The following is a 14,224-nucleotide window of genomic DNA, read 5'->3' as shown; positions in this document are numbered from 1 at the left end:
ATACATGAAAAAGGTATTATTAGCAGCAGTTTTTTTAGCAGGTTTCACATACTCTCCGGCTCAGGCTGTAGATAAAAGTGAAGATAAAGATTTAATGACGTGGTATCATAAAGACTTTGCTACTACCAAAGTATATGGCGTAAATACAGAAAATGCCTACAAGTTTTTAGAATCAAAAGGTTTAAAACCGAAAACAGTTGTTGTAGGTGTTTTAGACAGTGGTGTTCAGGTTGATCATCCCGGATTGGTTAAAAATATGTGGTCAAACCCTAATGAAGTTCCTGGCAACGGAAAAGATGATGACGGAAATGGTTACATCGATGATGTTCACGGATGGAATTTCATAGGAGGTAAAAATGGCGATATCGATATTGATAATATGGAGGTGACAAGAGTTGTTGCTAAATATAAACCGATTTTTGAAGGAGATAACTCTACCCAAAACAAAGCAAATCAGGCAAAAATGCCGGAAGAGTTTGCGATGTATATGAAGTCTAAAGAGCTTTTTACAAAGAAAAGTATTGATGCAAGACAGAGTTTTCAAAGATACAGTATGCTTAATGATGCTATTCCGGCTATCGTTAAATTGCTAAATGGAAAAACGCTTACTAAAGAAAATTTGGCCAATTTAAAACCGACAGATCAAACTTCAGCAATGGGACTAACGGTTTTAAATAATTTGGTCCTCTCTCCTGAATTGGCAGGTAAAACTCCGGCTGAAGTTGAAGCTTTTCTACAAAAAGAAATGAAAGAAGCTTTGGATCATTTTGGTCCGATGGCAAAACAATATGATTTAAATTACGATCCGAGAGCAGAAATTGTTGGCGATAACTATGATGATTATTCTGAAAAAAATTACGGAAATAATCATTATGAAGGTCCAGATGCAACCCACGGAACTCACGTTGCAGGTATTATTGCAGGATCTCCGCAAGGAAAAGAGATTCAGTATGGTGTGGCTTCGAAAGTTGCAAAAATCATGACGGTAAGAACGGTTCCAAACGGTGATGAAAGAGATAAAGATGTTGCGAATGCGATCAGATACGCTGTAGATAACGGAGCAAGAGTTTTAAATATGAGCTTCGGAAAACCTGTTTCCCCGGGAAAAAATGTAGTTTGGGATGCCTTCAAATATGCTGAAGATAAGGGTGTTCTTTTGGTAAAGGCTGCCGGAAATGAAAATGAAGATGTCGCAGAACATTTAGCATATCCTACCAATTTTAAAAATATAACAGATGCTGCGCCGTTTGTAAATAACGTAATGGTTGTAGGAGCAAGTACCAATAAAAACGATGCATTGAGAGCTGACTTCTCTAACTATAACAAAAAAATGGTAAATGTTTTTGCTCCGGGAGAAGAAATTTATTCTACTGTTACAAAAAGCGGATATGAATATCTTCAGGGAACATCAATGGCTTCACCAGTTGCGGCGGGAGCAGCAGCAGTTTTGTTAGCATACATGCCGAATCTTAAGCCTGCCCAGATCATTGAGTCTCTAGTAAAAACGAGCAATCTGAGTACAGCCAATGAGTTTGGTGAAAAATCTCAGGCTGGAGGTGTTATCGATGTGAAAAAGGCAGCAGAATATGCTTACGCTAATTTTTATGACGGAAAATCTAATTCTTCAAAAACAAAAACTGTTAAAAAAGCAAGACCGACTAAGAAATCTGTAAAGAGATAATAATCAGATAGATTGAGCCTATAAATAAAAAATCCTGATTTTGTCAGGATTTTTTATTTTACAAATAATTAATATTTGGCATGATTTTTTGTGGTATCTTTAATGTTAAAATAATAAAACTACAATATGAAAAAGCTACTACTTGCAGGTATAGTGGGAACCTCACTTTTTGCGGTGTCTTGTTCCACAGTTCAGAAGGCTAAAGATGCGCAGAATGTCAGATCAGAATTCCTTAAAATGAAAGGTGACTGGCAGATTGTAAGTATTGATTACGATAAGCAATACAAAATCAAACCTTTTGATGAAGGTGCAGATGCACAATGTTTCGTAGGAAGTCACTGGAGATTTATTCCGAATAATTATTCAGGATCTTATACACTGAACGGCGGAGGTTCTTGTCCAAACATTATACAGGCAATCAAAGCTGATATTAAAGGAGATACTTTTACCTTCAAAAAAATTGCTGAAGGCACAAAAGCAAAACAAAATACGGCTGGTTACACTTTAAGGGTTATCAATAATTCTACGGATCAGTTTTCTTTAGAGCAAAATGTTCCTTTTGATGGAAACACAATCAGAGTGGTTTACAATTTCGAAAGAACAGGAATGGATTACACAAGATAATTAAAAAAATATTTGAAAATGAAATTTAATAAAACATATATCAGCGCATTATTCTTATCATCAGCTTTATTATTAACAAGCTGTGAAGCGGTACAAAACTCAAACCATCAGCAAAGAGGTACAGCAGTAGGTGTTGCTTCAGGAGCTGTAATTGGTGGTGTACTTGGAAATAATGTAGGAAAAGGTAAAAATGCTGCATTAGGAGCAGTTTTAGGAGGTATTATCGGTGGTGTTGCAGGTAACGTGATCGGTAATAAAATGGATAAGCAGGCTAAAGACATCAAAGAAACTTTGCCTGGAGCAGAGGTTGAAAGAGTAGGTGACGGTATTAAAATTACGATGAACGAAAGTATCGTAACTTTTGCTTTTGATTCATCAGATCTTACGTCGGTGGCAAAAGCTAATTTAGATAAACTGGCTCAGGTTTTAGTTGATAACCCGGATACAAACATCAATGTATATGGTCACACAGACAGCAAAGGTGCGGATGATTATAATCAAAAATTATCAGAAAGAAGAGCTAATTCTGTAAAATCTTATTTGGTTTCCAAAGGAATTGCTTCCAGCAGATTGTTCGCTTTAGGTGAAGGAGAATCTATGCCGGTTGCAACAAATGATACAGAAGCAGGCAGAGCTAAAAACAGAAGAGTAGAGTTTGCCATTACGGCAAATGAGAAAATGATTAACGATGCACAGCAAGGTCAGTAATCATTTAATATATAAATATTGTTTAAAAAACCGCTCCAGCGGTTTTTTTTGTATTTTTATAGCTGATTTATTTTTTGAAAATCATTATTTTTGCAATCGAAACCAGATAAATGAAAAAATATTTAAAACTACTTCGTGTAGAACAATGGGTGAAAAACCTTTTTGTTTTTGTCCCGCTATTTTTCTCAGGTAATGTCAAAAATTTAGATTTACTTACTAAAAGTATTTTTGCATTCATCATATTCTCCCTTGCTGCAGGTGTTGTGTATATTCTGAATGATTACAACGACATTGAGGCCGATCGCAAACATCCCGAAAAAAGAAGACGTCCGCTTGCCAGTGGAGCTGTTTCAAAATCTACGGCCATCAGCATTTTGATTGGATTAGTGATTGTAAATATTTTGCTGACATTATTTGCTCATTTTTACCTTCAGACTTCTATCTGGAAATTTGCGTGCATCATTATATTTTATTTCCTGATGAATCTTGCTTATACTTTTAAATTAAAGCATGTTCCGATCATCGATATTTTTATCATTGCCATAGGCTTCGTTCTACGGGTTCAGGCAGGAGGTTATATTACCGGAATTTTCATTTCACAATGGGCAATATTGTTAACTTTTGTTTTAGCATTGGTTTTAGCAATCGGGAAGAGAAGAGGAGAACTCATCAATGCTCAGGTTTCTGGGAAAACAAGAAAAGCTTTAGATGGGTACAATGTACAGTTTGCCGATATAGCATTGTCGATTTCGGTTACCTTGGCGATTGTTTGTTACTTAATGTTTACACTGTCTCCGGAAGTTCAGCTAAAATCACATTCAAGCATTTTTTATACGGTAATCTTCGTAGTTTTTGCATTTCTAAGATACTTGCAGCAGACTTTAGTATATAACCGTACCGAATCTCCAACAAAAATTCTCTACAGAGACCGTTATATTCAGGTTACTTTGGTATTGTGGGTAATATCGTTTTTAATTCTTATTTACTTTAAAGAGAGTATTCACCAATTTAATTTACTGTAAATCATGAAGCCGAATTTTACACAGAAAGTAACAAATTGGGGTAATTTTCCCATTGTGGAAAAAGAAATGAAGTCGGAAGACAGTTATTGGAAGATCAAAGAATTTATATTCAATCACAACGAAGTTATTGCAAGAGGAAACGGAAGATGTTATGGTGATTCTTCTTTAGGTGAAAGTATTTTTTCGACCAAAAAATTAAATAAATTCATCAGTTTCGACAGGTTAAACGGAATTATCGAATGCGAATCAGGCGTTCTTCTATCAGACGTTCTGGAAGTTTCTGTTCCACAAGGGTATTTTTTATATGTAACTCCCGGAACCAAGTTTATTTCGGTTGGCGGTGCTATTGCTTCCGATGTTCATGGGAAAAACCATCATGCAGAAGGTTGTTTTTCGGAATATGTTATTGATTTTAAATTAATGACAGAAAACGGGAACATTATCAATTGTTCGCGTGAAGAGAATTCAGACAAATTCTGGGCTACTATTGGCGGAATGGGGTTGACCGGGATTATTCTTTCTTCAAGGTTTAAACTAAAAAATATTGAAACTGCATATATTCGACAGGAAAGCACAAAAGCTGAAAATCTTGACGAAATATTCAGGCTTTTCGAAGAAAGTGAAAGCTGGACGTATACCGTTGCCTGGATCGATTGCCTTCAAAAAGGTAAAAATATAGGAAGAAGTATTCTAATGAAAGGTGAACACGCCTTTGTCCATGAACTTCCCAAGAAATTTTCGGAAAATCCTTTAAGGCTGAAAAAGAAATTCTCGCCAACAGTTCCGTTTTACTTTCCCAACTTTGCGTTGAATAAACTGACGGTAAAGATTTTCAACTGGCTGTATTATAAAAAACAAACTCAAAAAGAGGTTGAAAATTTTGTAGACTACGATACTTTCTTTTATCCATTAGATTTTGTAAACGACTGGAATAAAATTTATGGTAAAGCAGGATTTATCCAGTATCAGATGATGATTCCTAAAGCAACCGGAAAAGAAGGAATGAAAAAAATCCTTGAAACCATTGCCGATAATGGAAATGCTTCTTTTTTAGCGGTTTTAAAATTATACGGCAAAGAGAATCCACAGGCTTACAATTCTTTTCCGTTTGAAGGGTATTCTTTAGCTCTGGATTTTAAGGTTAATTCAAAGCTTAAAAAACTGGTAGAAAAACTTGATGCAATTGTTGAAGAGTACGGCGGAAAAATTTATCTGACTAAAGACAGCATGAGCAAATCTTCACTGACAGACTACCTGAAAAATGTAGAAAGTTCAAAATTTGTCTCTTTACAGCACAAAAGAATCTTAAATAACAAGTAAAATGATAGTTCTCGGAAGTACATCTGAAGTGGCACAGGCTTTTGTAGAAAAAGCTTTGCAGGAAGGCGAAAAATTTGAAAGAATCTATCTTTTTACATCAAACAGGGAAGCAACAGAACGTTTTGCGAAACATATCGACGTGAAATTTCTACAGCTTTCTGAAATCATCGAACTCGATTTAACCAAGCAAATCAATTATTTTGAATTTGAAAATATCAATTCGAATCTGTTGTTTTGTGCAACAGGTTATTTGGGAGAAGGTACGGAAGAAGGTTTGTATGATACTAAAAATACAGAAAGAATTATTGATATTAATTACTCTAAATTAGTTCCTGTGATCAATTATTTTGCAAAAAAATTTGAAAGTAAAAGATCAGGAACCATTATTGGGCTTTCATCTGTTGCAGGTGATCGTGGTAGACAGAGTAATTTTATTTACGGAAGTGCAAAAGCTGCATTTACAGCCTATTTAAGCGGACTTAGAAATTATCTTTTTGAAAAGAAGGTTCATGTTTTGACTGTAAAACCCGGCTTCATGTCAACAAAAATGACCGAAGGATTACCATTAAATCCGAAGTTGACAGCAACTCCGAAACAGGCGGCAGAATGTATTTATAAAGCATTCAAAAAACAAAAAAATGTGGCTTATGTTTTGCCGATTTGGGGGATTATTATGTTGATTATCAGAAATATTCCTGAATTTATATTTAAAAAATTGAAGCTTTAAAAATAATATTCAAATATCTTTACGACCTTTGCGTTAAAATATTAAAAACGGAAAAAATAGAATGAAAAAATTGTATTGTTTTGATTTTGACGGAACTATTACCTATAAAGATACGATGTTTATGTATCTTAAGTTTTACAATCCCTCAAAATTCCGGGTGCAGTTTTTGAAGCATATTCCGCTGTTTATTCTTTTGAAATTAAAGCTCGCAGAAACGGAAAAGGTAAAGAAAAGCTTCATAGGATCAATTCTTAAAGGACAGCCAAAAACTAAAATAGAAGAAAAAGCACAACAGTTTTTTGAAGAAAACTATCCGAAGATCGTACGTGAAAATGCGCTGGATTTTATTTCTAATATGGATCGTGAAAATACCAAAAGTCTTATGGTAACGGCTTCTCTGGATATTTGGACTAAACCTTTTGCCGAAAAACTTCAAATGCAGCTCGTTTCTACTAGAGCCGAGTTCACTGATGGTGTTTTTACGGGAAATTTTATCGGTAAAAATTGCAACGGAAAAGAAAAATTAGAGCGCATAAAAAAGGAAATTTCCGACAATAAATACGATAAAATCATAGCATTCGGAGATACTTCGGGTGATAAGCCAATGCTTAAGTGGGCGAATGAAGGTCATTACCAATTTTTTCATTAATTTTGAAAGATCAATAAAAGTAAAATGAACAAACTGCTAATCTTGTGTTTTGCAATCATGATGAGCTGCACTGGCACAACCGCACAAAAATCTGGAAATATGCAGAATAAAAGTGAAATTCTTGCTTCCGAATCGAATGGAGGAACAGAGAAAGTGGGGTTTAAGCTCATAAAAAATCAGGAAGAACTTAAAAAAGAAATCACTCAAAATTTTGCTGCTGCAGGTATGGAACCTCTTATGGTGATTCCATCTTTTCCAAATGATAAAAAAGTTGTTTTATATAATTTGGGCAGATTCAACTCTGGAGATCATACCATAAGAGAAATTAAAAGTCTATCCGTGCAAGATAATGTACTGTATGTGGAAGTTCCTATGTACGAGTCTGGTGGTATGGAAATTCAGGTGCTTTCAAATCCGTGGTTTATTTTTACAGTTCCGTCCGGCTACAAATTCACATCAGTACAACTAAAACCTACAAAATAAGAAATGAACAAAATATATTTAGATAACGCTGCAACTACTCCGCTTTCAGAAGAAGTAATCGATGCAATGGTTGAAACCATGAAAGTGAATTTCGGTAACCCTTCTTCAACACACAGCTTCGGACAGGAAGCCAAAATCCTGATAGAAAATGTAAGAAGGCAGATCGCAGATTATCTACATGTAACTCCCGCAGAGATTATCTTCACTTCTTGCGGTACGGAATCCAACAATATGATTATCAAATCATGTGTGGAACATCTTGGAGTAGAAAGAATCATCAGTTCGCCGATGGAGCATAAATGTGTTTCTGAAAGTATTCTTGATATGAAAAACAGAAAAGGTGTTGAAGTTAATTACATTCGTCCTAACGAAAAAGGGGATATTGATTTAGCTAAATTAGATGAATTACTTAAAAATTCAGATAAAAAAACATTAGTAAGCTTAATGCATGCCAATAACGAGATCGGAAATATTGTTGATATTAAAAAAATTGCACAAATCTGCAAAGAGAATAATGCACTTTTCCATTCTGATACAGTTCAGACAATGGCTCATATGGATCTGGATTTTTCTGATATTCCTGTAGATTTTGCATCATGCAGTGCACATAAATTCCACGGTCCTAAAGGAATTGGTTTTGCTTTCATCAGAAAAGCGACCGGTTTAAAAGGAATTATTACCGGCGGACCTCAGGAAAGAAGTCTGAGAGCAGGAACCGAAAACGTTGCAGGAATTTCTGGTTTAGGTAAAGCTTTAGAGCTTTCATTGAATAATATGGAAGCTTATACGCAACATATGCAAAATATCAAACAATATACAATCAACAGAATTGCAGAAGAAATTCCCGGAGTGAAATTCAATGGAAGAAGTTCGGAAGCTGACAACAGCTTATATACCGTGGTAAGCCTTTTGCTACCTTATAAAAATCCATTAATCGGATTGCAGCTGGATATGAAAGGAATTGCAGTTTCGCAGGGAAGTGCCTGTTCGTCGGGAGCTTCAAAACCTTCCATGGTTATGATGATGATTTTGTCGGAAGTTGAAATGGATCATTGCACTCCGTTGAGAGTCTCTTTCAGTCATATGACCACTGAAAAAGATATTGATGCATTGGTGGATGCCTTAAAAGAAATTTCTAAAGACTTCGTTATAGAAAATACAAATGTTGAGCATAGATAGGCTTTTCATTTTAAAGTGGTAATTTTGAATAAGAAATTAAATAAGAATATTAACAATTAATTAAAAGATAAAAAAATGGCTTTAGAAATTACAGACAGTTCGTTCCAGGAAACGGTTTTAAAATCAGACAAACCGGTATTGGTAGACTTTTGGGCAGTATGGTGCGGACCGTGCAGAACTTTAGGACCAATCATCGAAGAAGTTGCAGCAGATTTTGACGGAAAAGCTGTAGTAGGAAAAGTAGATGTAGACAACAATCAGGAGATTTCTATGCAATACGGGATCAGAAATATCCCTACAGTTCTTATTTTCAAGAACGGTGAGGTGGTAGATAAATTGGTTGGTGTAGCTCCAAAAGAGGTAATCGCTGAAAAATTAAGCGCACACTTATAAAAAATCACTTTGATAATGAATGCTTTCCGTTTTGGGAAGCATTTTTTGTTTTTAAAGATTTGCATAATGACTAAAAAGTTGTATTTTTGCAACCACAATAACGGAAGATAATTCTGAAATTGTAAAAAGATCCGGTAGTTCAGCTGGTTAGAATGCCGCCCTGTCACGGCGGAGGTCGCGGGTTCGAGTCCCGTCCGGATCGCAATCCTGTTTCATTAAGAAACAGGATTTTTTGTTTTCGTGTAAATATATTTTTATATTCTTCCTACACTTTCTAATTTATTCTTAACACGACGATTTTTGTCGCTGCCCAGGATTACATTTGTATTATAGATTAAAAATCAATATATTATGAAAGAAAATACAAGGAAATCTTTGGAAGAGAATTTAAAATATTTTAGATTTGCAGCTTTAAACTAAACACAAATTAAGATGAATAAAACTTTTACCTTTCTCAAATTGCATTTTCATTATGCAGAACTAATATCCCATTTTTAAAATCCTATTCACGGTTTTAAAAAGATTTCTATAAAATTTATACTTAAACATTAAAAAACAAATCATGAAAAAACTCTACATGGGTACATTTCTTATATGTACGACAGCTGTATTGTATTCTCAGGAAGTGTTATGGCAGAAAGATATCAAATCTTCGACACAGGATTTTCTTTCGCAGGTTACCACGACAGTAGATCAGCAATACCTTATTACAGGAAGTTCTATTCAGGCTGGAAGCGGGAAGCTCGGTGCTGGAAGTTTATCTTCTACCTCAAAACAAAACAACGGGTACGATTTCCATTTGGTGAAACTCGATCAACAGGGCGAAGAAGTCTGGGAAAAGTATTTCTCTGGACAAAACCATGATTTCCTTTCGGCAACGGTTTCCACACAGGAAGGCGGATTCTTATTGGCAGGAACTTCATATTCCGGAAAAGGTTTAGACAAAAAAGACGATTCAAAAGGCGGATCTGATATCTGGCTGATCAGAATTAATGAATTTGGAGACGAGCTTTGGCAGAAAACTTTGGGAACATTACAGGATGAAGAAGCAAGATCTGTAATTCAGACGGCAGATTTAGGATTTATGGTGGCTGGAAATGTTACAGCCCTTCGACAAGCTCAGGATTCAAACGGTTTTGGTTCTAAAGATGTGATCATCTCGAGACTGGATAAAAACGGAAAACTATTATCAGAATCAATATTAGGAGGAAGAGGCCTTGATGAAGTTGAAAAGATGATTCCTACTCCCGATGGCGGAGCTTTACTTGGGATTTATTCAAGAAGCGGAGCTTTTTCTATGGGTAATAAGCAATCGGTAATGAGTGATGCCAATTCGAATGCAAAAACCAATGAATCACAGATTACTGATTACCCATTACCAATTACTCATCCAAAATCTACCGAGAACCATGGTGAAGGCGATTATTGGATTGTAAAGCTTAACAAAGACGGAAAGGTAGAATAGGAAAAGAATTTCGGAGGTAAAGGAGATGACCATATAAGAACAATGGCATTTACTTCTTCGGGATATATTATCGGTGGAGAATCGAGATCGGAAAGATCAGACAACAAAACAGTGGGAATAGAAGAAGTAACCGATGTTTGGTTAATTTCACTCAATACCAAAGGTGATGAACAATGGCAGAAATCCTATAATTTCAAAAACCGCGATATTCTGATGGGAATGAATGTCATCACAGGAAAACCATCAACAGATAACCGACAGCCACCAACCAAAGGCATATTACTGGGCGGTTATACACAGGCTGAAGGAAGAATTGAAGCTGATGATGAAACTTTCTGGATGCTTTATATCGATAATGATGGTAATGAGCAGTGGCGAAAGCACGTAAAAGGTGAATCGAGGAAGAAGGAAGAAAGATTGTCTGATCTGAAAATGAATAAAGACGGCTCGATTGTATTGGCGGGAACGAGTGCTGAAGAATTAGGCAAAGAAAACTGGAAGATCGTGAAATTGGAAGATAGCCAGATTGACCAATTGATCGAAAAGCAGGATATAAAGATTTATCCTAATCCTGTATCAGATTATTGTTATGTGGAGATAGGTTTTGAGTTTAAGGAAGCAGATATTATTTTGTATGATATGGGCGGAAGACAACTTCAGAGTCTTAAAACAAAAAATAAAGTCACTAAAATTAATACGCAGAATCTGATTCAGGGAGCATATCTGGTGACTGTGAAAACGAATTATAACCAAACTGCTAATGCTAAACTGATTAAAAAATAAACACAATGAAAAAACTATATTTAATAATAATATGTCTATTTTCTGATTATTATTTTACACAGATTCAGAATACAGTTAATTTTCCCACTTCACCTGAAGTTGCAATGTTTAAACGATTTGGAGATATCCCGGTTGGTACATATACAGGAGTGGCACAAACCAGTATCCCTATCTACAATATTCAGGAATCTGGTTTTGAAGTTCCTATTTCTTTAAGTTATAATGCCTCAGGTATTAAACTTGATGATCAGGCAACTTGGGTAGGTTTAGGATGGGACCTAATGCCTGAAGGTGTTATTTATCAAGATGTTAAAGGAAAGGCTGACCAAAATGATATAAGCTATGCAACTCCCAATGAATATATCCCATTTTACAACAGACTTGCAACTTATCCAGGAGGAACAGGAAGATTTAAAGTTGTAAAACAAAGAGGTTTTGTAGATTATGACTGGTGTACTATTGGAAATCAACAAAATCCGGGATGTTTTCCACCATCGTCTCCAAATGACTCTGATGGTAATACAGTCGTAAATGATATAGTGTATAGAAAGAATGCAGATGTCGATATTTTTAGATTTAATTTTTTTGGACATTCAGGAAGTTTTTTTATTAATCTTCAAACGAAAGAAATCGTTCAGTTGGAAAAGAATGAAAATTTAAAATTTGAAGTTTATAATAACCAAATCATAGCTACAGATAATAATGGTATAAAATACTATTTTGGACAAAAAGAAATATTTTTAAGCTATAATGGTACATCGTTATCAGAAGAATTTTCAAGTAGAAGTTATAAAATTAGCCAAATACTATTACCAAATAATAAACAAATCTTATTTGAATACCAAGATGCTAATTATAATTTTTATTCTTTTAATCAGCAAAGAAATATTAGAACTTCAGGTTATAATTTAGGATCCACAGATATGTGTTTCGGAAAAATAAATTATCAATTTGAGCCTGTACAAGCAATATTAAACAGTAGTAATGTTAAAATTTTAAAAAAAATTAAAACAAATGAATTGGAAATAATTTTTAATCTTGGATATAGACAGGATATTAATTTATATACTTGGAATAATCTTAAAAAACTTGAATCTATTGATATTATAAACATAAGAAATAATAAAAAATTTAAATCATTAGATTTCTTCTATACATATTTTCCTTATCAGGATAATTTTCCAGCTGTAGTGACAGAATTGCAAACCTATAATCAAATAAAGGATGTATTAGGGAAAAGACTAAAATTAGATAAAATTTCATTTTCTTCTTATGATGATATTGGTAATAAAGTAAATAATAATAACGAATATAAGTTTGATTATTATCTTTCCAATATTTTACCTCCGAAAGTTTCTTTTGCTAAAGATTTTTGGGGATATTACAATGGATATTATAATAATAACTTATTACCGGATTTAAGTTTCTATCTTACTCCTGCCATGGGAGTGCCGGTGTATTATGAAAGGAATAATAGGTACTCTAATAAAGATTATGTCAGTACGTATATGCTTAAGAGAATTGAGTATCCTACCAAGGGCTATACTGATTATGAATATGAACTTAATTCCTTTAACAATCAGTTCATTCCCAGTCATGATCAAATATTTAATCTTACTGAGACAACTCATCTTAATAATAATGGAATCGGAGGATATAGCCCTCTAAAAAACATACATGATTTTTCTTATGATTTTGGAGCTTCTTTAAATTTTCATGCCGAGTTTTCCGGTGGGTTTGATGGTGGTCAATTTGGACCTCAATCTAAAAGATATGATTATTATCAGATTGCTGCAGCTAATGCTAATATTAAATTATTAAAAATAAAGAAGAATTCTAATGGTAGTGAAACAATACTGGAAGTTATTAAAGAATGGAAATTTGGAGAGCTTGCTAATCCAACCACTTTCAATCAAACATATAATTTTCAAGTTGACGGCTTGTTTGATATTGTTGCGTCTACCGATCCAACAATTCATTGCAGAGTAGTATTAAACATAGATAACAATATGTATCAACCTGCAGATTTATATCATTCTGCGGGAATAAAAACATTTTTCACCACTGTCATAAAACCAAATATAGGAAGTAATTTCACTTCTTATGGCCATGGGCCAAGAATAAAATCGTTAAAAAATTATTCTAACCAAGGAATTTTATCCGAATGGAAAGAATATGAATACGGAAAAGGTATCCTTCATAATATAATAAGTCCTTTAAAACAGAAAGATTTTTATTGTTTCAATTGTGGACAGACAACAAACTGTTCCGACTCTTATTCTTACAATAGTTTTTGGTCCATCACTGATCAAATCTCTTCTAGTGAGTATGATGCTGTAGGATACAGTAAAGTTGTAGAAAGTATAATTGATGTTAATAACCCATTAAAAACAAAGGGAAAAACAGAGTATTATTACAATAATTTAGAAAATACTGTAGCTGATTATTTTCCTACAATTAAGAATCAACAAAATGGACTTTTAGAAAAAAAAGTGTCAAAAGATGCTAATAATATTACAATTAAATCCGTTACATTTAAATATAAAAATCTAATACCATTTAACCAATTTTATAGTGTTAGAGCAGAGAAAAAGTTTTTATTGAGTGGCAAAGATCCTCTACTGGCCTCAACGGGGTACTATGATGGTATTTCAAAATATGTCTATTATGTTACTCCAATGATGTCTGAATCTCATAAAGTAGATTCAATAGTATCAAAACAATATTTTGGAAACCGCGAAATTATTACAAAAAAGACGTTTAATTATAATTCGCAAGGAAATATTATTAAAGAAAATACTTATCATGAAAATGAAAATAAGCAAATCACTACCGATAAAAAATATGCTATTGAAAGAGGCAATCAGTTGATGGTTGATCGAAATATGTTAGGTATACCATTAGAAGTAATAACAACCCAAAGTATTGGAGCCACTACCAACACTTTATCAAAAACAGAAACAATTTATCCAACAAATCAATCTGAAGCTAATATAAAAACGTCAGGTTTTGTTTTGCCTACCTCTGTTTTGTCTTATGATCTTCAAAATACTGTCTCAACGGAAATTACTTACGATCAATACGATTCAAAAGGGAATTTATTACAGTATACGACAAAGGACGGAATTTCTACTGCCATTATCTGGGGTTATAATTCTACTCATCCGATAGCAAAAATAGTTGGAGCCAC

The 14,224-nt window shown here is 34.1% G+C and carries 13 protein-coding genes and 1 tRNA gene; all 14 read left to right on the top strand.

What is annotated here, in order from left to right:
* Positions 1 to 4 precede the first annotated feature (4 nt).
* Positions 5 to 1,681, top strand: coding sequence for a S8 family serine peptidase (locus BM371_RS15795; protein ID WP_034673409.1), 1,677 nt, complete (start codon positions 5 to 7; stop codon positions 1,679 to 1,681).
* A 126-nt stretch (positions 1,682 to 1,807) separates the two neighbouring features.
* The gene (locus BM371_RS15790; protein ID WP_034673410.1) at positions 1,808 to 2,305 is read left to right on the top strand and encodes a lipocalin family protein; all 498 of its coding nucleotides are present in this window, start codon (positions 1,808 to 1,810) and stop codon (positions 2,303 to 2,305) included.
* Positions 2,306 to 2,323: 18 nt separating this feature from the next.
* Positions 2,324 to 3,013 (top strand): YiaD family glycine zipper/OmpA-like lipoprotein, encoded by a 690-nt coding sequence (locus BM371_RS15785; RefSeq protein WP_065720284.1) that lies wholly within the window; start codon positions 2,324 to 2,326, stop codon positions 3,011 to 3,013.
* Positions 3,014 to 3,123: 110 nt separating this feature from the next.
* Entirely contained in the window at positions 3,124 to 4,035 is a 912-nt protein-coding gene (locus BM371_RS15780) for a decaprenyl-phosphate phosphoribosyltransferase (protein ID WP_065720283.1), read from the top strand.
* A 3-nt stretch (positions 4,036 to 4,038) separates the two neighbouring features.
* Positions 4,039 to 5,355, top strand: a complete 1,317-nt coding sequence (locus BM371_RS15775) for an FAD-binding oxidoreductase (RefSeq protein ID WP_074958851.1) — start codon at positions 4,039 to 4,041, stop codon at positions 5,353 to 5,355.
* A 1-nt stretch (position 5,356) separates the two neighbouring features.
* Positions 5,357 to 6,082 (top strand): SDR family NAD(P)-dependent oxidoreductase, encoded by a 726-nt coding sequence (locus tag BM371_RS15770; protein ID WP_074958849.1) that lies wholly within the window; start codon positions 5,357 to 5,359, stop codon positions 6,080 to 6,082.
* A 61-nt stretch (positions 6,083 to 6,143) separates the two neighbouring features.
* Positions 6,144 to 6,731 carry an HAD-IB family hydrolase gene (locus BM371_RS15765; RefSeq protein ID WP_065720280.1) on the top strand — a complete coding sequence of 196 codons (588 nt, stop codon included), beginning with the start codon at positions 6,144 to 6,146 and terminating at the stop codon, positions 6,729 to 6,731.
* 24 nt (positions 6,732 to 6,755) lie between these two features.
* Positions 6,756 to 7,214 (top strand): hypothetical protein, encoded by a 459-nt coding sequence (locus tag BM371_RS15760; RefSeq protein WP_074958846.1) that lies wholly within the window; start codon positions 6,756 to 6,758, stop codon positions 7,212 to 7,214.
* Positions 7,215 to 7,217: 3 nt separating this feature from the next.
* A complete protein-coding gene (locus BM371_RS15755) occupies positions 7,218 to 8,393 on the top strand; it encodes a cysteine desulfurase family protein (protein WP_074958843.1) in 1,176 nt (391 codons plus the stop codon).
* Between the two features lie 75 nt (positions 8,394 to 8,468).
* Entirely contained in the window at positions 8,469 to 8,786 is a 318-nt protein-coding gene (trxA, locus tag BM371_RS15750; RefSeq protein WP_047482929.1) for a thioredoxin, read from the top strand.
* A 128-nt stretch (positions 8,787 to 8,914) separates the two neighbouring features.
* A tRNA-Asp gene (locus BM371_RS15745) sits at positions 8,915 to 8,988 on the top strand.
* A 360-nt stretch (positions 8,989 to 9,348) separates the two neighbouring features.
* On the top strand, positions 9,349 to 10,251 hold the full coding sequence (locus BM371_RS20830) for a hypothetical protein (protein ID WP_228423587.1): 903 nt from the start codon (positions 9,349 to 9,351) through the stop codon (positions 10,249 to 10,251).
* Between the two features lie 42 nt (positions 10,252 to 10,293).
* Positions 10,294 to 11,034 carry a T9SS type A sorting domain-containing protein gene (locus BM371_RS20825; RefSeq protein WP_228423586.1) on the top strand — a complete coding sequence of 247 codons (741 nt, stop codon included), beginning with the start codon at positions 10,294 to 10,296 and terminating at the stop codon, positions 11,032 to 11,034.
* A 5-nt stretch (positions 11,035 to 11,039) separates the two neighbouring features.
* Positions 11,040 to 14,224: hypothetical protein (locus BM371_RS15735; RefSeq protein WP_228423585.1), on the top strand; the 3,185-nt coding region annotated here is incomplete at its 3' end.

The sequence above is a fragment of the Chryseobacterium formosense genome (assembly GCF_900116415.1).
GTDB classification, from domain to species: domain Bacteria; phylum Bacteroidota; class Bacteroidia; order Flavobacteriales; family Weeksellaceae; genus Chryseobacterium; species Chryseobacterium formosense.
This window is presented reverse-complemented; position numbering and strand designations above follow the sequence as displayed.

Bases quoted from the DNA above. Each gene is read 5' to 3' on its own strand.
- BM371_RS15760 (WP_074958846.1), top strand. From the start codon at position 6,756: ATGAACAAACTGCTAATCTTGTGTTTTGCAATCATGATGAGCTGCACT.
- BM371_RS15770 (WP_074958849.1), top strand. From the start codon at position 5,357: ATGATAGTTCTCGGAAGTACATCTGAAGTGGCACAGGCTTTTGTAGAA.
- BM371_RS15775 (WP_074958851.1), top strand. From the start codon at position 4,039: ATGAAGCCGAATTTTACACAGAAAGTAACAAATTGGGGTAATTTTCCC.
- BM371_RS15785 (WP_065720284.1), top strand. From the start codon at position 2,324: ATGAAATTTAATAAAACATATATCAGCGCATTATTCTTATCATCAGCT.
- BM371_RS15765 (WP_065720280.1), top strand. From the start codon at position 6,144: ATGAAAAAATTGTATTGTTTTGATTTTGACGGAACTATTACCTATAAA.
- BM371_RS15795 (WP_034673409.1), top strand. From the start codon at position 5: ATGAAAAAGGTATTATTAGCAGCAGTTTTTTTAGCAGGTTTCACATAC.
- BM371_RS15780 (WP_065720283.1), top strand. From the start codon at position 3,124: ATGAAAAAATATTTAAAACTACTTCGTGTAGAACAATGGGTGAAAAAC.
- BM371_RS20830 (WP_228423587.1), top strand. From the start codon at position 9,349: ATGAAAAAACTCTACATGGGTACATTTCTTATATGTACGACAGCTGTA.
- BM371_RS15790 (WP_034673410.1), top strand. From the start codon at position 1,808: ATGAAAAAGCTACTACTTGCAGGTATAGTGGGAACCTCACTTTTTGCG.
- BM371_RS20825 (WP_228423586.1), top strand. From the start codon at position 10,294: ATGGCATTTACTTCTTCGGGATATATTATCGGTGGAGAATCGAGATCG.
- trxA (WP_047482929.1), top strand. From the start codon at position 8,469: ATGGCTTTAGAAATTACAGACAGTTCGTTCCAGGAAACGGTTTTAAAA.
- BM371_RS15755 (WP_074958843.1), top strand. From the start codon at position 7,218: ATGAACAAAATATATTTAGATAACGCTGCAACTACTCCGCTTTCAGAA.